This is a genomic window from Bacillus timonensis (genome assembly GCF_004799755.1).
In the GTDB taxonomy this organism is placed as follows: Bacteria; Bacillota; Bacilli; order Bacillales; family Bacillaceae_L; genus Ferdinandcohnia; species Ferdinandcohnia timonensis_A.
Map to the genome: position 1 here is coordinate 36,170 of NZ_SLUB01000025.1, position 23,330 is coordinate 59,499.

Sequence of the window (23,330 nt, forward strand, 5' to 3'; positions counted from 1 at the left end):
AGTCAGGTTTTCCTATTACAATCCTAAAACAAGCTTACTTCTTTTTTTACAAAGGGATGCTTTCACTCCCTGACTCTGCAACTGTAAAAGAATTTGGTGGATCGATTTTTTATGCTTTGCTTTTTTAACTGGTCCTTCATCGTGCTGTGTTGTTTCGCGATTTGAGGGCTTCATATAATTAAAACTCCTTTAGGAATAAAGATTTCGCTTTTCTCTCTTGTTTTCCTCATCTAAGAATTCAATAAAGTAGTGAAGAGCAAGCTTCGGTTGGTTTTGAAGACGCGTAATATAGTCTTGCTGACGTCCTGTTGTTACTACATCACTCTTTTTAATTCTTTCAATCATATATTTAGAAGAAATGGCTTCTATTTCCTTCTTCTTCATTTTTGCTTCCTTTGCTAGGGCGAATCCAATTGCACCAATAATGGCATAAATAAGAAGTGACGGTATAGCTTCATTGCTAAACGGCATGAAAAATAGTAAAAACACTAAATTAATAAGTGAAATCATGATTAATGGAAACGACCAAAACATATATTTAGATGTTTTCATCATGATTGGAGCAACTTTTTTATGGAGCTGCTCAAGTTCCTTTGTGATAAATACTGGCAAATTCTTCGTAGTAATGATATTCATTTATAAACTCCCCTTCCGTTTTGATGGATGAGAAAAGGCCTATATCACGTTTGATATAGGCCTTAAAAAAGCGAAAAAGACCTATACCATTGTTATTGGTAAGGTCTTGCTAACAACGTTATAGTTGCCAACAAAGCCGAGAGATTGCATCTCTGTATTGACGACTTTGCTGTTAAAGCTACTCCCCTTAGAGTATCCAGTTAATTATACATATATTTTAACATATGGGCATAAACCAAACAACCCATAGTCACCATTCTACTATAATCTTAAACATATATATGCCAGAATCGTTTCTAATTAATCATGTGATTTCATCTTACAAGGAAAAAATACCATTATTTAATGATGTCTGCAATTTGTCCGTCTGTTGCAGCTGTTAAATCAGCCACTTTGAGTTCGACCTGCATTCCAATTTTCCCTGCGCTAACAATAATGCTGTCAAGGTTCGAAGCTTGTGTATCAATAAATGTATTATATGCCTTTTTCATACCGATTGGGGAGCAACCACCTCTGATATAACCGGTGTGTTTTTGGATACCCTTTACGGGTACCATGTCAACCTTTTTAACATTAGCAACTTTTGCTGCTTTTTTTAGATCGAGCTCTTCTTCAACCGGAATGACAAACACAAAAATGTCTTTGTTGTTTCCTTGGGCAACCAATGTTTTGTAAACCATTTTTGTATCTAATCCTACTTTTTGTGCTACAGATACGCCATCAATTTTTCCATCATTACTTTCATATGTATGAATCTTGTATTCAATCTTTCTAGAATCCAAAATCCTCATGGCATTTGTTTTACCCTTTGCCAATTCCAGATTCCTCCTTTTATAGTTGTATACCTAAAATCGTTTTCATTCGATTTTCCTTATCTGATTGATTATGATATTCAAATAAGCCAACTTTATTTCCCCATGGATCTGAAAATGTGGTCCATTTAACAGGGACCTCTTCCCTTGAATAGATATAAAATGGCTCTATTTTTAAATCGTTGATTAACCTTTCGCGCTCTTTTTCAAGATTGTCTATCCCTAATCTTAATGGACCGGAACCGATTGAGGGAATTCCCTCAGCAATCTGAAGCCAACATCCAGGAATAAGTTCCCACTCTGTAAACCCATCATGAGGAATAAAATCAGGTTTTTTCTTTAGAAGTGTTTCGTACCACTCTTGCCCCTTAGTGATGTCACCCACACGAAATTGAATGGTCATTTCATAAATCAACTAAAACCCCCCAATACTATTTTATCCATAAGTATTCTGTAATTAAGTGACAGATTCCTCTTTTTCATAATGAAAAGCAGACAGTTAATTTTCTGTCTGCTCAAATTTGAGCTATTTTTCTGTAGGTAATGAGATCAGGTTATGCACCCGATCTAATAAAATAGTCGGACAATTTTCGCTTATTTAGTAAATTGCATAGAAAATAGCTAAAATAGACAGAGCGATTCCGCCTAACGACTCAAAAACATGAAAATGGGGTAGTTTGATTTGCATAATCGGAAAACTTCCCTTAGTAATCACTGAAATGAGCTTAATTCTACTTTTAACCGAAATATCTCCGTTAATTTTAGTTTCGCTAGTCGATGGTTGCTCAATTAACTTGAACAAAGCAAGCAATTAATAAAGTGGATGTTTAATAAGGAATCGCATTAATAGAAAAAAGCAATGCCTTGGTGCATTGCTTTTATTTTTTCCAATTTTTATTTTTGGCTAAAGTCGTGATATGCGCCAGATGATGGTTTCCATGCCAAGCACAAAAGCCTAAAAAGAACAGCTAACTTAAAACGAATATATGAATTCATCGATGCATCTGCAATATGATGAACAACCTGGCGAAGTGTCCATCCTCCATTACGATAAGGTGTATCTAGCTGTTCATCTGTTAAATCTTTCACCGCATTCTTTAGTAAAGATGGTAAAGTCTCAATTTCCTTTATCCAGCCAGCTGCCAATTCTTCTTTCAAATCCCCGTCAAATCGGAATTCTCCAATCGGATAACGTTCATCCATTATATTTCCCTCCTAAAAATTTCGAATACTAAAATGCTTAGTACTATTTTAACAAATGTAAGGGAATTTTTCTGCTTCTTCGGGTTAATAAAAGAGCAGAATTAATGTGTTTTCTAAATGTAAATAGGCGAATCATATAGGATTCGCCTATTTACAAGACTTTCACATAGAATGTTCGAGTTCGAGGACCATCAAATTCGCAAAAATAGATTCCTTGCCACGTACCCAGGAGTAAACGCCCATTTGTGACAATAACATGTTGCGATGTCCCGACAGTACTTGCTTTCATATGAGCTGCGGTGTTTCCTTCCATATGACGATCAAGCTTATGATGCCAAGGATATATCTCATCAAAACGGCGAATCATGTCACGTTTTACATCGGGGTCCGCATTTTCATTAATCGTTATCCCAGCTGTTGTATGAGGACAATAGACAATCACCGCACCCTCTCTTATTTCCTTTTCGTCAATAATAGCTTGAACTTTTTCTGTTACTTCAATCATTTGGTCACGTTCATTTGTTTGTATAGTGAGCTTGTGCAGCATGCATTATGTCTCCCCCTTCATCCCATTATCCAAAGAATAAATCAAGGATATTTGATGCGGTTGAAGAATTTTTGTTGTAGAACTCGGAGTATCCGCAATTCTTACAATACACCACAGTAAAACGATTGTTTTGAATATCTAACATTTTAGTAAGTCCAGAACCAGTCATCGATACATCTTTCGTACCAGCATTTGTGCTTCCGCATTTAACGCAGCCTTTACCTTCCACAAAATCCCCTCCAATTTTAGTAGTAACACTATTATTTACGGATTTATAGGAAATTAGTTTCATTTATTTTTTGTTATCTGTGTAAGTGCGTGCTCGATTGTTGGATAGGAAAAAATATATCCTTCCTTATTCAGTCTTTCTGGAATAACCCATCTGCTCTTTAAAATTAATTCCGTTTCCGTTCTAATAAAAATGGCACCAAGTTCTAGAAGCCATGCTGGGGAAGGTAATCCGAATTTTCGTTTATATGCGTCTCGGAGACTATTCATTAATTCGCGATTTGTAATCGGATTCGGAGTTGAACAATTAAAGACTCCAGTTAGATGGGGATGATCACGTATATAAAGTACAATATTGAACAAATCTTCAATATGAATCCAACTGAATTTTTGACTACCAGGTCCCTGGATTCCACCTAGACCAAAACGAACTAGGTTTTTATATGGAATCATTACACCCCCAGCGGCTCCAAGTACAATCGAGATTCTTAGCGCAACCTGCCTCGTTCTTTGGAATTGAAACGAAAAAAAGGCCTCCTCCCATCTTTTTGCAACTTCCACTGAAAAACCAGTACCAATTTCCCCTGATTCTTCTGTCATCGGTCTATCTTCAGCATGTCGATAGATCGTTGCTGTGCTGGAATTAATCCATAATTTTGGAGGACTTTTGCATTCTTCGAGGGCATTACCTAATATATTCGTAGTCTCCGTGCGAGAGTGGAGAATTTCTTGTTTGTTTTTTTCGTTATATCTGCAATTGACAGATTTCCCTGCAAGATTGATAAGTATCTCGGAGTCTTCGAGTGCTTGTATAATTCCTTCCCTATCATCCCAAGTAATGTTAGGTGCATCTCTTGATATCACTTTTACCACATAGCCTAGTTCAGTAAACCTTCTTGAAAAATAGGATCCCACAAAACCAGTACCACCTGCAAGGACGACCTTTTTCTTCATCGTTTCCATCCCCTTTTATCATTCTTTTACTAGTTTACCATTAACTGGTGGAACTTGTGAAATACGAGTATAATAGAGTTGAAACTATAAGAAAGGTTGTGGCATATGATTTACAAAGAACGAACCGAATCGATTAACATCAAAATAATGAAATCCCAAGATGCTCGAATGGATTTGAACAAAACAGAAAGACAGTATTTTTTAAATCAAATTAAGGGTTATGAAGGAGAACTGTTATTTGATTCTTTCACAAAAAATCTTGTTTGTGATTGTCTGATTTTAAACGATTTATTGCTCCAATTTAATAACACTACATTTCAAATTGATTCCCTGTTGGTTACTGCCGAGGTACTCTATTTATTTGAAGTAAAAAATTACGAGGGTGATTTTTATTATGAAGCAGACCGGCTTTACAAAAAGCCAAAAATAGAAAGAAACAACCCACTCATACAACTCCATCGCAGCGAATCCTTACTTCGACAACTTCTCCAAAGTCTCGGTTTTACAATACCAATTGAGGCTTACGTAGTCTTTGTAAATCCGGGTTTTACTCTATATCAAGCACCGTTACATAAACAAATTATCTTTCCAACACAAATAATCTCCTTTTTTCAAAATCTTAATAAGTCTAATGCAAAAATAAATAATAAACATAAAGTGCTAGCGGAAAAATTAGTTTCAATGCACATGCAGGAGTCTCCGTATGGTCAGTTATTGGAATATACTTATGAGCAGTTACGAAAAGGGATTTGTTGTGTGGAGTGTAGGTCTTTGACGGTTGAGATTGTTGGAAGAAATTGTGTTTGTAGTCGCTGCGGACATGAGGAATTAGTTAATGATGCAGTACTACGAAGTACTGATGAATTGAAACTTTTGTTTCCAGAAAATAAGATTACAACGAATTTGGTTCTGGAATGGTGTTGTGTGGTGGAGTCGAAGAAGAGAATCCAAAGAATTCTAGATAAGAATTATCAGATTGTAAGAAATAATCGGTGGACTTATTATGAATAATAAGGATTGTATGCAAAAGAGTGTCTCGGAGACATTTTAAATGAGGACTCACTCACTTTTGTCTCTGAGAACTCATGTCAGAGACATTTGGTCGGCGTTTTCGCAGCTGTTTGTCCTCGAGAGCTAGTCTCAGGGACATTTTAAACGCGGACTCACTCACTTTTGTCTCTGAGAACTCATGTCAGAGACATTTGGTCGAAGATTTAGCTGCTGTTTGTCCTCGAGAGCTAGTCTCAGAGACATTTTAAACGCGGACTCACTCACTTTTGTCTCTGAGAACTCGTGTCAGAGACATTTGGTCGGCGAGTTAGCTGCTGTTTGTCCTCGAGAGCTAGTCTCAAGGATATTTCGAATTCAAAGATCTCATTTTTCTCTTTCAGTCCTGTTGTTAAAAACAAAACAAGCACCCGCCCCAGGGTGCTTGCTGTAACAAATCATTTATATCGACGCTTGTTTATTGATCCATGGATGGATTCGAGTATACAACAACATGAAGATTGTTGCTACAATTAATCCTTTTAATATGTTGAACGGAAGAATTGCGTAAACCACCATTTTGAGTGTCTCTGGTGCTGACATGGCCGGGATATTCAAGAAAAAGTTGAATGCCGGAAGGAAAACATAGTAGTTAAGAACACTCATGATGATTGCCATCATCGCGGTACCGCCAATTAATCCGATTGTTAAGCCTAATTTCGTTTTTAATAGTCTAAAAATATAGTAGGTTGTTAGAACGAATATAATTCCTGCTACAAAGTTTGACATATGACCAACAGGTACGCCGGTTTCGCTTCCGGTGATGAAATAATCAATCATGTTTTTGAATAATTCAACCAGGATTCCGGCCATCGGTCCAAAAATGAGTGCTGCAAGTAATGCTGGAACATCGCTAAAGTCGACGTTCAAAAAGCTTGGAAATGTTGGCAATGGAAAATTCAAAAACATTAGGATGTACGAAATCGTACTCAACATTGCAATTGCCACAAATTGACGTAAAGGTATTTTCTTCATTTTTCTTTCCTCTCCTCTTTTGTCGATCCACCTCAAAAGAAGAAAGATTCAGCATTTAAGCCATACCCAAATAAAAACCCCCAAGAATAGCTTCTTGAGGGAGTTAATGAAAAGGCATGCTTAATAAACGTTCAATCATTGTAAAATTTTTGAACGCGCAGAACCTCCATCTTCTCCCATCCAGACTATACTGTCGGCTTTGGAATCGCACCAAATCCTGCCTTACGGCTCGCGGGCTTAGAGAATACTCTCATCACCGCCGGTCGGGATTTTCACCCAGCCCCGAAGATAGATCAATATTTAGTTTCACTTTATTTTAGCAAGTATATCGGATAATGTGAAGCAATTTGCTTCAAATAGCCCAATTTAGTCACAATGAACCCCAGATTGCCAGAAAAAAGTCCGAAATAACTTACTTTCCGTCGACAACTTCTTTTAAAATCTCATATGATCGCTTTTGTTTGTCAGGATCATAGATGTAAGAAACAGCCATAAGCTCATCGACATTATATTTTTCTTGGAAACTTGTCAATTGCTTGCGAATCGATTCTTTGCTGCCTAATAATGTGACACTAGACATGGATTTTGCCATTTCTTTTTCAGGTGCATTCCATAGTTCATCCATGTTGTCAACTGGTGGTTGTAATGGGTTTTGTGAACCACGTACAACGTTTAAGAAAAATTGCTGCATGGTTGTGATTTCTCGTTTCGCCTCTTCATCCGTTTCTGTTGCAATTACATTTAGGCAAACCATCATGTATGGTGAGCTTAAATATTCGGATGGTTCAAATCGTTTGCGATAAATGGAAATCGCCTCTTCCATATATCTAGGTGCAAAATGGGATGCAAATACATACGGAAGTCCTAATTTTGCTGCTAAATAAGCAGAATCCGTTGAAGATCCAAGAATATAGATTGGTACATTTGTCTCTACTCCAGGATAAGCTTTTACATACCCTTGTTGTTCCATCGGACCAAAGTAGGTGAGTAAAGCATTTACATCATTAGGAAAGGTATAAACAGAATCATTATTTGAACGTCTTAAAGCACTTGCTGTCATCATATCGGTACCCGGTGCTCTTCCTAGACCTAAATCAAGACGGTTTGGATAAATGGTCGCCATTGTTCCGAATTGTTCAGCCACAACTAGTGGTGAATGGTTTGGAAGCATAATCCCACCGGAACCAACTCTGATTTTTTCTGTATACTCTAAAGTATGTTTGATTAAAATGGATGTCGCAGAACTAACTAATGTTGGTGAATTGTGATGTTCAGCTATCCAATATCGTGTGTATCCCATTTTTTCTGTTGTTTGAGCTAAGTCAACCATCGCATCAATGGCGTCTTTTTGATTCTGTCCCTTACGAATAGGAGCAAGGTTTAGAACGGAGACGGGTATATTTATATTTGTCATGTGTATGACCTCTCTTCCATTTTATTTCATTACTATCTTATCAATTGTAAGTAAAGAAACAAACAATGTTGCTCGACTGAAGTTCGAGAAAAAAATTCAGACTATTAGACCAAGAGGTTTTGTTTTAATTGTGATATAATTTCGAAAACTATATTTATTTACATCATGAAAGGGGTTACTTTATGTCAAATCTACATACGCCAATACAGGCACCAACGAGTTATAAAAAGAAATTTGCGATGATTGGTCCGGGGTTTGTTGCAGCAGCAACGGGAGTCGGAACTGGTGACCTTGTCGCAGCATTAGTCGCAGGGGCTGGCTTTGGGCTTGTATTCGTTTGGGCAATTATTCTTGGTTCTATTTTTAAATACTTCTTAAATGAAGGTGTAGGTCGTTTGCATCTTGCTACAGGAAAGACGATTATTGAAGGCTGGCAGCAAATGGGAAAATGGGCTACTGGTTATTTCGGAGTTTATTCTGTAATTTGGGGATTTGTGTATGGAGCGGCAGCAACATCTGCTTGTGCAATGGCAATGACTGCGATGTTTCCTGTCCTCCCCTTTTGGGCTTGGGCCGTAATTCATGCAATTGTCGGATTCCTTCTCATATGGAGTGGTCGTTATCTCCTATTTGAAAAAGTAATGATGCTCCTTATAGGATTAATGTTTGTTACAGTAATTGGTTCTGCTGTATTATTCTTACCTGCTATTGGTGACCTTTTAAAAGGTTTTGTTCCAACTATACCACAAGGCTCTTTTATGCTTGCTCTAGGTCTTATCGGTGGCGTAGGTGGTACCATAACGATGGCATCCTATGGGTATTGGTTAAAAGAAAAAGGGTGGAAAGGGAAAGACTGGATTCCTATGATGAGATTGGATTCAAAGGCAGCTTATTTTATGACTGCATTGTTCACTCTTTCTCTTTTAATAGTAGGAAGTCAGTTTCTCTATGGATCTGGAATTGAGATTCAAGGCGAACAAGGGTTATATCAATTATCAGAAATGATCGGTAATAGATTCGGAAGCGTTTTTACATGGCTATTCTTAATTGGTTTTTGGTCTGCAGCCTTTTCTTCTTTATTAGGAGTATGGAATGGCGTTCCTTATCTATTTGCAGACTTTATACGCCTTATGAAAAAGGAACATCATCGCTCAGTTACTGAAAAAGATCCGGCATACCGTGCTTTTTTAGCTTGGCTAACCTTCCCTCCTATGCTCCTTTTATTCTTTGGTAAACCTGTTGAGTTAATTATTTTATACGGTGCACTTGGAGCCCTGTTTATGCCATTTTTATCGATAAGTTTATTGTGGTTACTGAATTCCAAACGGATTGGAAAAGAGTATAGTAACCGTTTACTATCCAATATTGTATTATCTGCATGTTTGGTCTTATTCGTTATTTTAGCCGTACAACAATTAGTAGGATTATTTTAAAGCATTAAAACACTTTCTATTTGAGTAGAAAGTGTTTTTTACGGTTTGTAAGTTTTAATAGTAATCATGAAATAGGTAAAAACTAATTAGGAAAATTCAGGTTAAGGTGGAGTATTTATGCATTTTTTTGCTTCGCAAGACCATCTCACTGCTGTTGAATGGATACTCAGAGCAATTGTGGGCTTCGTATTTTTTATCGTGGTAGCTAGGATGATGGGGCAACGAACTATTTCACAGGTCGGACTTCTCGACTTTGTAATTGTCTTACTAATTGGCAATATAATTGCTCATCCATTATCAGATGAAGGGTTAGGTTTAACAGGGTCAATGATTACGATGACCGTAATCTTGGTTCTCTATTTGATTGGTATTTTATTAAGTCTACGTTCACCTAGGATAAGAAAATTGTTTATTCCTGCACCGATTCCACTAATTGAAAACGGAAAAGTGCTTTATAAAAATTTGAACAAAGCAAGAATTTCAATCGATGTTCTTTTATCAGAATTAAGGATGCATAAAATAGAAGATATCCAGAAGGTTGCTATAGCTTCATGGGAACCTGGCGGATCTATCTCGATCTTTTTAAAAAGTGAACACCAACCGCTAACACCGAATTCCTTTAATGCCCCTATTCAATCATTTCAATATCCTAAGACCATTATTAAGGAGAAAAAGATAGACGATAAAGTGTTACAGCAACTGGGTAAAAGTGAAGAATGGCTATTGCAAAAAATGCAAACAACCATTAATAATGTAACACTTAATGAAATTTTACTTGGAACAATCGATGAGAATGAAAATGTCAGGTTGTTTCTATATCAGTAGAGAAACTTTGCATTCAAAATACTCCCCTTCCAAATTGGTCATACTAACCAAATGAATATTTTTGTATATTGGAGGATATTGGTTTGGAACATTCATGGCTCTCTCTAATTCCTTTTTTAATTGTAATTGGTATGGCGATTTGGTTAAAGGATATTTTACCTGGACTTGTTCTAGGATTAATAGTTGGTGCGATTCTTGTTACTTCTGATTTATTAGTTGGAACACAGCAATCAATAACGTATATTGTGACCACATTATCAGACCCAACCAATATTAAAATCGTAAGTTTTCTGTATGTGTTCGGTGGTTTAGTTGGAATGATGAATATCGCTGGAGGTATTAAAGGATTTACAGAATGGATTGGGGAGAAAATAAAAAGTGAACGAGGCTTGCTCGGTTTAATTTGGCTTACCCTCCCTTTTACTTTTATGATGCCGATGTTTCGGATTATGATGGTTGGCCCTATCATTAAACAACTCATCAAAAAAATGAACCTACCAAAACAGAAGGTCGGCATGACATTAGATATTTCTACCGAATCAGTAATTGTACTTTTACCAGTTGCGACTGCGTTTGTTGGCTTTATGGTTTCACTTGTTGAAGGTGGTATCAAAGGACTTGACTTAGGTATGACTGCTTATGAAGTTTTTCTGCTAAGTATCCTGTTCAATTTTTATGCAATTGTGATGCTTCTAATTGGAATCATTCAAACATTATGGCCATCCAAAACAAAAGCTATTTCTGAAAAAATACAAGATGAAGAAGAAAATGAGCACGAATTTCACCGAATGGGGATAAAAAAAGAGCTGTCCCTTGTAAAAGCTCAGCCTTGGCATTTAATTGTTCCGGTCTTTCTATTATTAGGATTATCGCTTTACCTATTATGGGAGGATGGCAAATCACTAGGAGCTCAAACGGTGTTTGAAGCGTTTTCGATGGCTGACGCGACTTTCGTAATGCTTTTGGCTGTGTTCATCACCCTCATTTTTACATTTGTCTTTTATGTAATTCGAAAACAGAAATTACATGAAATCATGTATCATTTTTACGATGGCGGCAATCAAATGATGCAGGCGATTAGCCTTCTTATCCTAATATGGGCATTAACTTTATCAGCTGAAGAACTCGGATTTTCAACATTTATTAGTTCAACTTTAGGTTCATTTCTACCTGGATTTTTAACTCCTGCAACGATTTTTATAATAGGCTCAGTTGTCGGCTATTTTATTGGATCCTCATGGGGAACATGGGGATTATTTATGCCGCTTGGGATCGCGCTAGCTTTATCGACAGGCGCCTCAATCCCATTAACCGTAGGAGCTGTTTTTGCAAGTGGAGCATTTGGAGCATTGACATCCCCACTTGGTGATACAACCATTACAACAGCATCGATTTTAGATCTAGACCTAGTTGATTATGCTCAATACAAATTAAAAGTTTCAGCGATTGGTGGGATACTTGCAACAGTTCTATATATCATAGGCGGTTTAATGATTTAAAAAAGACTAAACGCTAACTGTTTAGTCTTTTTCCAAAGTTAAAGGTTTCGTTCTTGATATGTTTTAAAGGCAGGGCTTTTTAATACGATGCCAACGATAATAAACCCAAAGATAGATCCTGCAATTGAGCTAAAAATGAACGCAGGCACGAATCCAAATAGGGCTGCATCCTGACCAAGTATGAGTGTGGCGATTGGATAACAAGCCATCGCTCCTAATAATCCGGTTCCGATAATTTCACCGGTCATTGCCATTGAAGCTTTCTTTGTTTTTGAATATAAATAGGCTGCTAAAAATGCTCCAATCATACTTCCTGGAAAGGCAAATAATGAACCTGTACCTAGCATGTTTCGAAGTAATGATACTGAAAAGGCTTGAAGTACTGCGTATGCTGGACCCAAAATGACTGCCGACAGTACATTAATAAAATGCTGCATTGGAAACACTTTTGTAAATCCGATTGGTATCGCAAACAAATGGCTTGTTACCGTTCCTATTGCGATAAACATCGCTGTAATTGTCAGTTTTAATGTTTTATTCATTGTGAAACCTCCTTTAAAATTTAGTCCATTACTAATCCGCCATCAACGATTAGGTTCTGTCCAGTTACACCTTTACTCCAAGGTGATGCAAAGAAAAGAACCGCATTCGCAACATCCTCTGGTGTCGTGACTTTTTGAAGAGGTGTAGAATTCTTGATTAATTGGAAAACCTCTTCAGAAGTTGCTGAACTTGCATCTGTTGTTTGAAGTAAACCTCCTGATATCATGTTAACGTTTATGCCATAAGCTCCAAGGTCTTTTGCCATGTTTCGAGTAAATCCCAAAAGGGCTGCCTTACTTGTGTTGTAATCATGATAAGCTACGACAGGGTTTTGGACGAGATTTGTACCAATTGTTACGATTCGACCAAAGCCTAATTCCTTCATGTCATCTACTGCTGCTTGAGTTGTATGTAAAGCCCCTCGTATTGCTCCTTCGAGCTGTGCGTGATAATCAGCCCATGATATCTCTTCAGCATTTTTTCTTGCAATTGGATCGAAACGGAAATTTATTAGGGCATTATTAACAACTGTTGTTATCGGTTGATCAAAATACTTTTTCGCTTCAAAAAATAAGTTCTCTACCTGCTCCCGGTTTCTCACATCAGCCTGAATTGCAATTGCGTTTTCACCAATTTCTTCTTTTAGAGAATGAGCTTTTGCTTCACTTTTGAAGTAATTGATCACCACTTTCGCTCCTTCATTTGCAAATCCTTTTACAATTTCCTTTCCTAGTCCACGTGCACCACCGGTAACAAGAACAACCTGATTTTGTAACTTCATTCTAGTAGCCTCCTAATAAAGTAGAATAAGAAAAACGCAAAAAAGCCAGATCCACATATATGGACCTGGCTTAGGTAGCAAGAAAAGATGGAAGTTTTCCACTCTACTTTCCTCCGCCGGTATTACCCGGATCAGGTCCAAAGGGTTAAAAAACGTCCGTTTTTCTCTCAGCCCAGTCGGGCACCCCTAGTAGTTTGCGAATATTCTTTCTATAAGCATAGTATGTTCAGACAAAAATGTAAAGGTAATTGATTACTAGCCTTTAAATATATTTACTCCCCTCTCTAATGCTTAACTTCGCCAGTTTGGTTTCATTTATATATAAATTTACGAACTGAATGTGGGTTAGTTTTTGAGTATTCCCTTAATGCCCAACCAATTGCCTTTTGGATGAAAAATTCATTACTATCTGCATTAGCTCTTATGTATTTGTATAGGTATGATTCATTTGTTTCTAGTTTATATATTAATTGAAATAATATCGATGAACGTTTTAGCCATATGTGATTACCGAATGCCCATTTTTCGATTTTATCTTCAATTATGCTGGGTGTTTCTTTTGCGATTTTTCCAATAAGATGTGGTGCAAGTACATCTACCGTATCCCACCAAGATTTGGTGATAATGAGATCCTCTATAAATAGCAAATGGTTGCTATTTATTTTCTTAAGAGACTTAACTAAATAGTCTAATGCTGCATATTGATATTCGCGTTCATCTTTCATCCACAATTGTTTGACAAGCTCGAGATTAATTTTTTGTTGTAAAATACCTGTTTCTTTATAAAAATCACGCAATAATTGTCTTCTTAACGGTGTTTTTATTCCAAGAAATGGGAACTGGTTTTTCATATATTTCTTCATTGGTTCTGCATTTTCTTCATTTCGATTAGTTTCAAATAATTCAACAAGATAATTTAGTTCGTCCATATCATGCACCCTTATTACTTTTCCTTTATTGTACTTTATTAACTTTTATAAGCAAAATAAAAATACCATCTTTTCTATGTAACGATACGTACGAAAAGATAGTATTTCAAGGAAATTACTGCATCTTTATAGGAGTAACAACAGCAAATAAGTTTTCTGTTGGATTGTTAAGGTTTACTTCGATTACCTTGTAACCTTCTTTGTCCTTGTAATCATTTGAAACTGGTGTTTTAATCTCGTTGCTCATCTTCCGTACTTCCCTTCTAACAGTTTTCTCACACAATAAGTAGTATATGAAGTGGAAACGATAATGTGCTTACTTTTCAAAAAAATATTTAAGATTATTATAAAGTTTGTCCATCTAGTCGTTCTTAAGAACGGATTTCTTCTATATATATTGAATAAGTAGAATCTAATAAAAGAAGGTGGTTTCCATTTTGATTGAGAATTCATTTTATAGCCAAGAATTTCACGGTCCTTATGAACTTTATAATTTAGGGGATTTTACACTAGAAGAAGGTGGAATGATTCCAAAATGTCAACTTGCCTATGCGACATTCGGTGAATTAAACGAAGCGAAGGATAATGTGATTGTCGTCCCTACTTGGTTTTCCGGTACAAACAAGGCCTATGAGCCATATATAGGCGAAGGAAGAGCACTAGATCCTAGTAAATACTTTATTGTAATTATCAACCAAATTGGAAATGGACTATCAAGTTCCCCACATAACAGCCTCGATCCAATTAGTATGGTTAATTTTCCGAAGGTCAGAATTAGCGATGATATACGTGCTCAGCATCAATTCCTTACAGAAAAATACGGTATCGAAGAAATTGCGTTAGTTGTAGGTGGATCCATGGGAGCCCAACAGACATATGAATGGGCTGTGAGATATCCGGATATGGTCAAGCGTGCTGCACCAATTGCTGGGACTGCCAAAAATACAACACACGATTTCATCTTTACAGAAACGTTAATAGATGCCATAACATCAGATCCAGGCTGGAAAAACGGAAACTACCAGTCTTGTACGGAAGTAGTCGAAGGATTAAATAGACATGCAAAAATATGGGCCGTTATGGGGCTTAGCACAGAATTTTACAAACAAGAACAATGGCGCCTATTTGGAGTCAATTCTGTCAACGAATTCGTTTACGACTTTTTACAGCCTCTTTTTGCGGCAATGGATCCAAATGCGTTACTAACGATGGCATGGAAATGGCAACGCGGGGATGTAAGTCGAATGACGAACGGAAATCTTGATGAGGCGCTTGGAAGAATTAAAGCAAGAACATTTGTTATGCCGATTGATGAAGACATATTCTTCCCTCCAAGAGACTGTGAATACGAACAATCATTGATTCCGAACAGTGATCTTCGAATAATCAAAAGTATTTGCGGTCATTTTGCCTTATTTGGTGTAGAAGGGTCGGCCTACTTTGATCAGATCGATAAACATCTTATAGAACTATTATCCACACCAGTATAGAATAGTAATTTTGATAAAATATAGCCATCTTTCGAGATGGCTTTTTTATTTGATTAATATGTGTAAAAAGAAGCTCAAAAAGCCATATTAGTAAAATAATATATGGGAAAGGATGGAAATCTATGAAGAAAGAAGATCATGTAAAGAACCAAGTTCTTTATATCACAAACCCTGCTTATGATGCTTTGCATTCAGAAAATCTTCTTGAGGAAAATGATGAGGAAAATCATCGCGAACATACCGTTCGAAGTGATCTAGAGAAATAAATTGAAAAAGGAGGACAATGGTCATTGTTCTCCTTTAGTCACTATTAGTCAAGTGGTGTAATTTCTACATTTAAGACCCCAACACTTGGTGATGCACCCAAAGCTTCAAATGCTTTACGATGAAGATTAATTCGATTTGCTGGGTATTTCTTCACCTGATCAACTACTGTTACAATTACATCTTGATTTGGAACAAAGGATACATTTCGGATCCGTAAACGTTGACCACATTTAAAAGGGCTATTTTCTCCTACCGCTGCAGTCATGTTGTGGTCATAGGACCATCCAATTTCACATTTTGTTGGTGTTCCGCCCCATGTCCAAGTAGCTTTTCCTAAAATTGTATCGGGATTTCGATTCCAATCCCACCCATAGTAAGGTGCCGTGTACTGCGGCACGTACTGGTGATAATAATGATTATCATACATGTTCCGTGGTTCTAAGTATCCGTGACAATAAGGGCAGTAATAACCAGACGTAGGTCTTATCATCTCTCTCCTTCTCCTTTAAAAACCAATTTTCTAATTACTTCGTCTACTTAAATGTATGTAATACGACTAGTATTGGTTCCTATTGGAGAGTCCTACTTAGGATCTTTGTGTACATGGAAAGTTCATTATTTTTAATCTTGAAAGCGAAATAAATTGATCAAGTCTGATTTATTCGTTACTAAATCTTCTAACGTATACCCATTCAATACATTTATGAAAGCCTGTAATGCTTCATTTAATGCATGTTTTAATTTACAGGATGGTGAGATGGAGCAGTAGCCTCCGCCCTCTTTAAAGCAGTCCACAATATTAAAGTCGTCTTCTGTGTTAGACACGACCTCGCCAATATTAATATCTCTTGGATGCTTCGCAAGCCTAAAGCCCCCGTTTCGTCCACGAATGGTTTTAATGTATTCTAGCTTCCCTAAATGATGAATAATCTTCATTAAATGGTTTTTTGATATATTATAAGCTTCTGCGATTTCTTGGATTGTACACTTTTCTTCTTCATTTTTCATAGCCAAATACATTAAAACACGTAAAGAATAATCCGTATAATTTGTTAACTTCATTGAAAAAACTCCTTATATTGATGAGTTCATATTAAGTATAGCACGAAAGTCCTGTTTTTCACTGAAAATGTGACAACTTTTCAAAAGATGTATTCAAAAGGTATCTTTTATTTACACTGTCGTTATATTATAAACATGTATTTTAAATATTTGTTTTAGAAAGGACGTCTTTTAATGCTTAGTCAACAAACAATTGAAATCGTAAAAAGCACAGTTCCAGTACTTGAAAAATTCGGTAAAGATATTACATCTCACTTTTACAAACGTATGTTTAAAAATAACCCTGAATTATTAAATATTTTCAACCATGCAAATCAAAGACAAGGTCGCCAGCAAACAGCTTTAGCAAACGCTGTTTATGCTGCAGCTGCTCATATTGATAACTTAGAAGCTATTCTTCCTGTAGTTAAACAAATCGCTCAAAAACACCGCGCTTTAGGAATTCAACCTGAACATTATCCAATCGTTGGAGAAAACCTACTTGGTGCGATTAAAGAAGTATTAGGCGATGCTGCAACAGATGAGATCATCAACGCTTGGGCTGAAGCTTATGGAGCCATTGCAGATGCGTTCATCGGCGTGGAAAAAGAAATGTATAAGGAGGCAAAGGAACAGCCAGGAGGTTGGGAAGGTTTCAAAAATTTTATTGTAGACCGAAAAGTGAAGGAAAGTGAAGTTATTACTTCCTTCTATTTAAAGCCTGAGGATGGAAATGAAATTGCGTCTTATCAAGCTGGTCAATACTTAACCGTTAAAGTTCAGCCTGAAGGTGATGAGTATACACATATCCGCCACTATAGCCTTTCAGATGCACCAGGAAAAGACTATTACAGAATTAGTGTCAAACGTGAAGAACATGGTGTCGTTTCAAATTACTTACATCACGAAATGAATGAAGGTGATGTAATCACTGTAAGTGCACCAGCCGGTGATTTCGTTCTTGAAGCAAAAGACACTCCTGCCATTTTATTAAGTGGTGGTGTTGGATTAACACCAATGGTCAGCATGTTAAATACAATTGTAGAGCAACAGCCTGAACGTGAAGTTATGTTCATCCATGGTGCACTCAATAGTGAGGTTCACGCATTAAAAGATGAGGTTGCAAATCTTGCATCAAAACATGAGAATGTGAAGAATTTCGTTGCTTATTCTGCCCCTACTGACCAAGACCGTCAAGACATGAATTTTGATAAGGAAGGCTTCGTTGACCTTAATTGGTTAAAAGCAACTGTTGGAACAACAGAAGCAGATTTCTATTTCTGTGGCCCAGTACCATTTATGAAAATGATGTATCGCTCATTAAAGGAATGGGGAGTTGCATCTGAAAATATTCATTTCGAATTCTTTGGTCCTGCTAGTGAATTAGAGGAATCCGCAGAAGCAGTAACTGCATAATTGAAGATTATTCAATAGACCCTCCGTTTCTATAATGTAATTGAGGGTCTTTTTTGGCTTTATCATATTTGTTGGGGTTTAGACAATATTTGTCCAGCCAGATCCAGATGGTACTGGGGTTGCTAAGGATGTATATTATACGTTTGAAATTTTCAATCCTCTCGTTGTTCAATTTACGAAGAGAGACCCTGATAATGATAATAAAATGTCAATTGTGCTAATGATTCAACCTGTAACAGAAGGAAAATCAATTGCACATGGTATTATTTCCTTTAACTATGATACGGGAACAACGGATGAAGAAACGGTTAAGTTCCAAGATATGATTTTTGCGAAGGACAAGCCAATTGTTGAAAATCAAAAGCCGGAAGATCTTCCTTTAGATTTACAGGTTGAGCTTTCCTTAAAATCTGACCGTATGAGTATTGCATATCGTCAATATTTGAAAAAAATTGGAGTCACTCTAGGGACTGCCTAATACAGGAAAAGTGCCAATCCCCTATTTGGTAGGAGTTGATTGGCACCCTTTTTTTATAGTCTAAATACATTTCTAAATCTCATTGCACTATAAAATAATGCTGCATCTCTTCCCTCTTTTGTATATCGGTTTCTCTGTTTTCGCAAACACTCCATAAAAGCAAGGTCACATTCCCGTGACGGGCCATATCGTCGATAGCATAGGTCATGTCTCATACAACATGAATCTACCCGATTTGTCGGTGGACCAGAACCTCCACAGCCTGGTCCACACCATCTATAGCCAGGCATACAAAAACCGAACCCTCTTCTGTCGCTCATCACTCTCCCCTCCTTTTTACCTTAAGACTATATTAATAAAATATGTTTTTGTTTTTGGAAAGGAAGGGCTTTTATAATGCATACCGTTTAGACTATTAAAAAAGAATTGAAAAGTCTGATAAAAGTTTGATAGTATAACATTATTATCAAGGACAAATGGAATATTTAACATTGTCCACTCAATTTTCACATCAAGCGAAGGAGATTAAAATGAAGGGTAAATTTCATTATGCGTGGATGATTGTATTTGTGACGTTCCTCGCATTTTTAGCAGTGCAAGGGGGAAGGTTAGCATTCGGAGCGTTTGTTGAGCCTTGGGAGCAAGACTTACATATGGACAGGGCGACAACCTCACTTATTTCAACCATAAGCTTTGTCATTTATGGTCTTTCACAGCCTTTTATTGGGAGATTCATAGATAGATATGGTGCACGTCTAATTTTATCTATTAGTACGTTTATTGTAGGAATCAGTTTCTTTTTCATTACTTTTGTTACGCAGCCTTGGCAATTATTCATCCTTTATTCGTTAGTATCAGTTGGTGTTGGTGGTGCATCGAATGTTGCCGGCACAGTTCTTATTACGAATTGGTTTAATAAAAAGCGTGGGCTTGCGTTAGGGATCATGGAGGCTGGCTTTGGATTTGGACAAATGCTCCTTGTTCCTGGCTCTCTTATGTTAATTCATTGGTTTGATTGGAGAACCACGATTTTTATTTTAGGTGCTTTGTTAATCGTCATCGTGTTTCCTGTCGTACTCTTCTTTTTACGCAATCATCCCAATGAAAAAGCTATGGAGCCTTTGGGCGGAAAAATCAATGAAAAAGAAGAATCTGGGACAGAACATGAAAAGAAGCCTGTTTCACTTAAAGTTCTTTTTAAAATGCGCGAATTTTGGTTTTTAATGGTACCTTTTGCTGTCTGTGGGTTTACGACAACTGGTTTAATGGATACACATCTAATTCCTTTATCCCACCACCATGGATTTTCAGCAACTGTAACAGGCACAGCAGTAAGTATTTTAGCGGCTTGTAATATTGTCGGAATCTTGCTTTCTGGTGTTATCATTGATTATTGGAGTAGCCGTAAGCTATTAGTTTTTATTTATTTTACGCGTGCATTATCAATTGGCATTCTAGTTTACTCTCATAACACTGTGTTATTGTTATTATTTGCATCCATTTTTGGATTTGTTGATTTTGCAACAGTTGCACCTACTCAATTATTGGTAACTCAATATTTTAAAAACTATTCAATCGGATTTATTGTGGGGTGTTTATCTCTTAGCCATCAAATCGGTTCAGCCTTAGGTGCTTTTATACCAGGACTATTATATAGTAATTATGGCAATTATGAATTATCTCTTTATATATCAATCTTACTTGTTCTGGCTGCAGCCATTATGAATCTTTTATTACCTGAACCGAAACGAATGAAAATAGTTGTTAATAGGGCAAATTAATCCAGAGTTCGCCCTTTTTACTCCTAAAAATAGAACCATGTACATTTGTATTCTAGTTTGCCCATGGTGTAAAATCTTTTAAGCAACACAAAAGGGATACAAGGAGAAAAATAAATGAAAAGCATTTTACGAAATTTTATTAATGGAATTTTGACAATTGTTCCGATTATTTTAGTTGTGTATGTAGTTTTTAAAGTCTTTTTGTTTTTAGATGGGATATTAGGGAATTTCCTGAAGCCTTTTTTGAGAGAAGATTATATCCCTGGAATTGGACTATTACTCACATTTGTGGTTATTACAATCTTAGGTTGGTTATCAACGAGAGTCTTTTCAGGGGCAATTTTTCGTTTGATTAACAGATTGTTAGAAAAAATTCCGTTAATCAAAACCTTATACTCTGTTATTAAGGATACATTCAATTCCTTTCTTGGTGAGAAGAAGTCATTTTCAAAGGTTGCACTTGTGAGAATACCAGGTACAGACGTAAAAGCAATCGGTTTTATTACGACTGAAGATGTCGAAAGTTTTTATGATCCATTGAAAGACTATGTCGCTGTTTATATTCAGCAAACTTTTCAAATTGCTGGTTTCACCTTCTTAATTCCCAAGGATGAAGTTGAAATTATTGACGTAAAGCCTGAGGATGCAATGAAATTTGTAGTTTCTGGTGGGATGACATCAAAATAAAACAAAATACCCTATCAGTAAAAAAGAACGTGCCTTCCCCATTTAAGGACGTTCTTTTTATATTTACATCCAAGTTAACATAATGTTATTATATTAAACTAAATGCAGAATTAATATATTGAAAAATTTTCAAGTTTTATGGACCAAAACAAATTTTAAACATATATTATCACGTAAATATTTGGGCTCTTATAACTAATTCTAAGAGGTGATAAGCATGTATGTTGTTCATTACTTTGAAAATAATAATCTTTTATTAACCCAACTGGTGCAAACGGTGCCATCTGTCGATGATTCGATCAAAATAAAAGGAAAAAAAGGCAAAGTTTCTAAAGTAATCGATATTGATGAAAGAAATATTCATGTCCAGGTTGAGTTAGACCGGATAGTGAAAAAGAAAGCAGTTGACGATTCAAAAAAGAAAAGACGATAAGATCAGAGAACGCACCGATAAAAGGAGTGCGTTCTTATCTTTGTAAAGTAATGATTTCTGTGTCCCTCATTGATGCCTTATAAAGACTAATCGTTCCTGATACGCCTATTCCTGTAGAAGGATCCATTGTAAAATCATCATTTAGCGCAATCGTCCATTTAGCCTCACTATTTTCAACTAAAACAACTGCTAAAGTACCAAATTGAATAACTTGTTCCCAGCTAAAGGTTTCCGAATTTCCTTCATGTTCGACTGTAATTCCGTCTGTGTGACTAGAAATATTGCTATTTCCACCTTTCCATTTGCCATAAATGGCAGAACCTACATAATAATAAGATCCCCCTCTACCTCGGTCACCATATGTACCAATAAATTGGTGAATTGAATTGTCTTTCGCCTTATAGGTCATCGCAGCAACATCATTTGTTAGCCAGTCAATTTTATATTCACCATTCATTTGATATGGAAGAGTCTCTTTTTGGCGAGCGAAAATTCCATAATAAGTTCGATAATAATGAGCTTCTTCCCTATTATCTTTTATGATGAATAGATGCTTAAAATCAGGTGAAATACTTATGACTTGGTTGATCGGATGTTTTAAAACCAGAATTCCATAAAAAATGATAAAAAGCAGAAATACAGATGAGCTGAGAATCCTTCCTTTTTTCTTTATGGGTAGCAGCATCCAAAATGACAGACTTAAAAAGATTCCAATGAAAATATTAATCACATAAAATAATCGATTATCACTATACTCAATTAGAAATTTGGAATGAAGGAAAAAATAGCCCATTTGAAGAAGGAAAGATCCGATCGCAATCACAAAGAAGATCCATCCTATTGCTATTTTACGACTATTCATTCGGTGCTACCTCCGATGCAAACTCCCACGATAACCCTTGATCAAATGAAACAAATTTCCCTTTTACCTTTCCACCCATATAGTCTCCATTCGGTCCTTGGTTAAGAAGAACAGCAAAATGATCATCTTCTTTAAATGGAAGCTCTGCCGTTACAAAAATCTGATGATATTTTTCTGGGATAGAAAATGTGGCTTTCTTCCAAGAAAATCCAGAGTCGGTCGTTACATAAAAATCAGGTTCTTCAGGATTGATGATACCGTATGATAAGAAACCGGTATTTTCGTCGACAAAGGTACCATTATATATAAGCCTTGTTGTACCTGGGTAGGCTGTTTCTCTCCACGTTTTTCCCCCATCATTTGTCATGAATGTCGCTGACCATTCCTGAGACATTGTTCGATCCCCAGAAACAATGACATAGCCAAATTTTTCATTTAAGAAATCCACTTTCCGAAATCTGATGCCTGGATCATGTTGATAGATCAGTGATTCCTGCCATGTTACCCCCTTGTCGAGTGATGTAATTAGTTTAATGGCACCTTCTATATATAAAAAAGTGGCTCTTTTATCTGTTAGAATAAAGCTGTCATTTATAAGCTCTGTTTGGTTTCCATTATATTCTCCACTAAATAGTTGCTCGACCTTTACTGGGACTGTAACCCAATCATCTCCATTGTCATATGTAATCTTTAATTCATTATTTTGCAGTGTGTAACCAATTGAATCAGCCACAATGGTAGGCTGTAAAGATTCAGGTCTCTCTCGATTTTCAGATGGACTTGACATGTCTTCCTGTACAGGTGGTGTTCCATCAAAAGATTTTTCATATTGAAAAATAGAAATGATTAAAAGCAGAATGACTAAACTTGAAACCACAATCAATAGATTTTTCAAAGATAATCTCCTTTGTTCTTTTATCCTCCTGAATCCGTGATAAAAAATAATTTTTCCGATAATTTTAGGAATTCCTTATTTTCTTGCCATTCGTACTAATTTAAGTTGGATTGATTGGTTTTTGTGTACACTAAATAAAACCTGCTTACCTATA

At 36.4% G+C, this 23,330-nt stretch carries 28 protein-coding genes, 2 pseudogenes and 2 riboswitches; of the genes and pseudogenes, 11 read left to right on the plus strand and 19 right to left on the minus strand.

What is annotated here, in order from left to right; translation table 11 throughout:
* Positions 1-15 precede the first annotated feature (15 nt).
* The 8 genes and pseudogenes from E1I69_RS24430 to E1I69_RS14025 all read right to left on the minus strand — a co-directional run bounded on the left by E1I69_RS24430 (position 16) and on the right by E1I69_RS14025 (position 4,380).
* On the minus strand, positions 16-174 hold the full coding sequence (locus E1I69_RS24430; protein ID WP_154670412.1) for a hypothetical protein: 159 nt from the start codon (positions 172-174) through the stop codon (positions 16-18).
* A gap of 15 nt (positions 175-189) precedes the next feature.
* Positions 190-636, minus strand: a complete 447-nt coding sequence (locus tag E1I69_RS13995) for a DUF5392 family protein (protein ID WP_136380201.1) — start codon at positions 634-636, stop codon at positions 190-192.
* Positions 637-974: 338 nt separating this feature from the next.
* On the minus strand, positions 975-1,451 hold the full coding sequence (ybaK, locus tag E1I69_RS14000) for a Cys-tRNA(Pro) deacylase (protein WP_136380202.1): 477 nt from the start codon (positions 1,449-1,451) through the stop codon (positions 975-977).
* A 16-nt stretch (positions 1,452-1,467) separates the two neighbouring features.
* Positions 1,468-1,863 carry a VOC family protein gene (locus E1I69_RS14005; RefSeq protein WP_136380203.1) on the minus strand — a complete coding sequence of 132 codons (396 nt, stop codon included), beginning with the start codon at positions 1,861-1,863 and terminating at the stop codon, positions 1,468-1,470.
* A 548-nt stretch (positions 1,864-2,411) separates the two neighbouring features.
* A pseudogene (locus E1I69_RS14010) lies at positions 2,412-2,651 on the minus strand (DinB family protein); the annotation flags it as partial.
* A gap of 151 nt (positions 2,652-2,802) precedes the next feature.
* Positions 2,803-3,198, minus strand: a complete 396-nt coding sequence (locus tag E1I69_RS14015; RefSeq protein ID WP_136380204.1) for a secondary thiamine-phosphate synthase enzyme YjbQ — start codon at positions 3,196-3,198, stop codon at positions 2,803-2,805.
* A 25-nt stretch (positions 3,199-3,223) separates the two neighbouring features.
* On the minus strand, positions 3,224-3,427 hold the full coding sequence (locus E1I69_RS14020; RefSeq protein WP_116350392.1) for a zinc ribbon domain-containing protein: 204 nt from the start codon (positions 3,425-3,427) through the stop codon (positions 3,224-3,226).
* Between the two features lie 59 nt (positions 3,428-3,486).
* On the minus strand, positions 3,487-4,380 hold the full coding sequence (locus tag E1I69_RS14025) for a TIGR01777 family oxidoreductase (RefSeq protein ID WP_136380206.1): 894 nt from the start codon (positions 4,378-4,380) through the stop codon (positions 3,487-3,489).
* Between the two features lie 105 nt (positions 4,381-4,485).
* On the opposite strand from E1I69_RS14025, the gene E1I69_RS14030 reads away from it, so the two are divergent.
* Positions 4,486-5,391 carry a nuclease-related domain-containing protein gene (locus E1I69_RS14030; protein ID WP_136380207.1) on the plus strand — a complete coding sequence of 302 codons (906 nt, stop codon included), beginning with the start codon at positions 4,486-4,488 and terminating at the stop codon, positions 5,389-5,391.
* A 438-nt stretch (positions 5,392-5,829) separates the two neighbouring features.
* Here the strand turns inward: E1I69_RS14030 and E1I69_RS14035 are convergent, their stop codons facing one another.
* Positions 5,830-6,402 (minus strand): ECF transporter S component, encoded by a 573-nt coding sequence (locus E1I69_RS14035; RefSeq protein WP_136380208.1) that lies wholly within the window; start codon positions 6,400-6,402, stop codon positions 5,830-5,832.
* 164 nt (positions 6,403-6,566) lie between these two features.
* A riboswitch (FMN riboswitch) is annotated at positions 6,567-6,696 on the minus strand.
* Positions 6,697-6,814: 118 nt separating this feature from the next.
* Positions 6,815-7,816, minus strand: a complete 1,002-nt coding sequence (locus tag E1I69_RS14040) for an LLM class flavin-dependent oxidoreductase (RefSeq protein WP_136380209.1) — start codon at positions 7,814-7,816, stop codon at positions 6,815-6,817.
* A 182-nt stretch (positions 7,817-7,998) separates the two neighbouring features.
* Here E1I69_RS14040 and E1I69_RS14045 point away from each other — a divergent pair, with 182 nt between their 5' ends.
* The 3 genes from E1I69_RS14045 (at position 7,999) to E1I69_RS14055 (ending at position 11,573) form a co-directional block, all read left to right on the plus strand.
* Positions 7,999-9,249 (plus strand): Nramp family divalent metal transporter, encoded by a 1,251-nt coding sequence (locus tag E1I69_RS14045; protein WP_136380210.1) that lies wholly within the window; start codon positions 7,999-8,001, stop codon positions 9,247-9,249.
* Between the two features lie 117 nt (positions 9,250-9,366).
* Entirely contained in the window at positions 9,367-10,074 is a 708-nt protein-coding gene (locus E1I69_RS14050; RefSeq protein ID WP_136380211.1) for a DUF421 domain-containing protein, read from the plus strand.
* An 83-nt stretch (positions 10,075-10,157) separates the two neighbouring features.
* On the plus strand, positions 10,158-11,573 hold the full coding sequence (locus tag E1I69_RS14055; protein WP_136380212.1) for a Na+/H+ antiporter NhaC family protein: 1,416 nt from the start codon (positions 10,158-10,160) through the stop codon (positions 11,571-11,573).
* Between the two features lie 38 nt (positions 11,574-11,611).
* On the opposite strand, the gene thiW is transcribed toward E1I69_RS14055, so the two are convergent.
* The 4 genes from thiW to E1I69_RS25260 all read right to left on the minus strand — a co-directional run bounded on the left by thiW (position 11,612) and on the right by E1I69_RS25260 (position 14,073).
* Positions 11,612-12,115 (minus strand): energy coupling factor transporter S component ThiW, encoded by a 504-nt coding sequence (gene thiW, locus E1I69_RS14060; RefSeq protein WP_136380213.1) that lies wholly within the window; start codon positions 12,113-12,115, stop codon positions 11,612-11,614.
* 20 nt (positions 12,116-12,135) lie between these two features.
* Positions 12,136-12,897, minus strand: a complete 762-nt coding sequence (locus E1I69_RS14065; protein ID WP_136380214.1) for a 3-oxoacyl-ACP reductase — start codon at positions 12,895-12,897, stop codon at positions 12,136-12,138.
* A gap of 91 nt (positions 12,898-12,988) precedes the next feature.
* A riboswitch (TPP riboswitch) is annotated at positions 12,989-13,095 on the minus strand.
* A gap of 113 nt (positions 13,096-13,208) precedes the next feature.
* On the minus strand, positions 13,209-13,826 hold the full coding sequence (locus E1I69_RS14070; RefSeq protein WP_347561823.1) for a DNA alkylation repair protein: 618 nt from the start codon (positions 13,824-13,826) through the stop codon (positions 13,209-13,211).
* Positions 13,827-13,941: 115 nt separating this feature from the next.
* Positions 13,942-14,073, minus strand: coding sequence for a hypothetical protein (locus tag E1I69_RS25260; RefSeq protein WP_262983767.1), 132 nt, complete (start codon positions 14,071-14,073; stop codon positions 13,942-13,944).
* A gap of 190 nt (positions 14,074-14,263) precedes the next feature.
* Here E1I69_RS25260 and E1I69_RS14075 point away from each other — a divergent pair, with 190 nt between their 5' ends.
* A complete protein-coding gene (locus E1I69_RS14075) occupies positions 14,264-15,316 on the plus strand; it encodes an alpha/beta fold hydrolase (RefSeq protein WP_136380215.1) in 1,053 nt (350 codons plus the stop codon).
* Between the two features lie 122 nt (positions 15,317-15,438).
* Positions 15,439-15,582 carry a hypothetical protein gene (locus E1I69_RS24435; protein WP_154670413.1) on the plus strand — a complete coding sequence of 48 codons (144 nt, stop codon included), beginning with the start codon at positions 15,439-15,441 and terminating at the stop codon, positions 15,580-15,582.
* A 44-nt stretch (positions 15,583-15,626) separates the two neighbouring features.
* Here the strand turns inward: E1I69_RS24435 and E1I69_RS14080 are convergent, their stop codons facing one another.
* Together E1I69_RS14080 and E1I69_RS14085 are read right to left on the minus strand one after the other, a co-directional pair.
* Positions 15,627-16,073, minus strand: a complete 447-nt coding sequence (locus E1I69_RS14080) for an RlpA-like double-psi beta-barrel domain-containing protein (protein WP_136380216.1) — start codon at positions 16,071-16,073, stop codon at positions 15,627-15,629.
* 131 nt (positions 16,074-16,204) lie between these two features.
* Positions 16,205-16,645, minus strand: a complete 441-nt coding sequence (locus E1I69_RS14085; protein ID WP_136380217.1) for an RrF2 family transcriptional regulator — start codon at positions 16,643-16,645, stop codon at positions 16,205-16,207.
* A 174-nt stretch (positions 16,646-16,819) separates the two neighbouring features.
* Between E1I69_RS14085 and hmpA the strand changes: the two genes are divergently transcribed.
* Both hmpA and E1I69_RS14095 read left to right on the plus strand, forming a co-directional pair.
* Positions 16,820-18,040: an NO-inducible flavohemoprotein gene (gene hmpA / locus E1I69_RS14090; RefSeq protein ID WP_136380218.1), complete on the plus strand. Its 1,221-nt coding sequence runs from the start codon at positions 16,820-16,822 to the stop codon at positions 18,038-18,040.
* Between the two features lie 94 nt (positions 18,041-18,134).
* A pseudogene (locus E1I69_RS14095) lies at positions 18,135-18,518 on the plus strand (aromatic ring-hydroxylating dioxygenase subunit alpha); the annotation flags it as partial.
* A 53-nt stretch (positions 18,519-18,571) separates the two neighbouring features.
* Here E1I69_RS14095 and E1I69_RS14100 read toward each other — a convergent pair.
* On the minus strand, positions 18,572-18,838 hold the full coding sequence (locus tag E1I69_RS14100; protein ID WP_136380219.1) for a Parvovirus coat protein VP1-like protein: 267 nt from the start codon (positions 18,836-18,838) through the stop codon (positions 18,572-18,574).
* Between the two features lie 210 nt (positions 18,839-19,048).
* On the opposite strand from E1I69_RS14100, the gene E1I69_RS14105 reads away from it, so the two are divergent.
* From E1I69_RS14105 to E1I69_RS14115, 3 genes are all read left to right on the plus strand, one after another.
* Positions 19,049-20,299, plus strand: coding sequence for an MFS transporter (locus E1I69_RS14105; protein WP_136380220.1), 1,251 nt, complete (start codon positions 19,049-19,051; stop codon positions 20,297-20,299).
* 114 nt (positions 20,300-20,413) lie between these two features.
* Positions 20,414-20,986, plus strand: a complete 573-nt coding sequence (locus E1I69_RS14110) for a DUF502 domain-containing protein (protein ID WP_136380221.1) — start codon at positions 20,414-20,416, stop codon at positions 20,984-20,986.
* 217 nt (positions 20,987-21,203) lie between these two features.
* Entirely contained in the window at positions 21,204-21,419 is a 216-nt protein-coding gene (locus E1I69_RS14115; protein WP_136380222.1) for a hypothetical protein, read from the plus strand.
* A 34-nt stretch (positions 21,420-21,453) separates the two neighbouring features.
* Here the strand turns inward: E1I69_RS14115 and E1I69_RS14120 are convergent, their stop codons facing one another.
* Together E1I69_RS14120 and E1I69_RS14125 are read right to left on the minus strand one after the other, a co-directional pair.
* A complete protein-coding gene (locus tag E1I69_RS14120) occupies positions 21,454-22,281 on the minus strand; it encodes a hypothetical protein (RefSeq protein WP_136380223.1) in 828 nt (275 codons plus the stop codon).
* Positions 22,274-23,176: a WD40/YVTN/BNR-like repeat-containing protein gene (locus E1I69_RS14125; protein WP_136380224.1), complete on the minus strand. Its 903-nt coding sequence runs from the start codon at positions 23,174-23,176 to the stop codon at positions 22,274-22,276. Before E1I69_RS14125 ends, E1I69_RS14120 begins: the two co-directional genes overlap by 8 nt.
* Positions 23,177-23,330 lie beyond the last annotated feature (154 nt).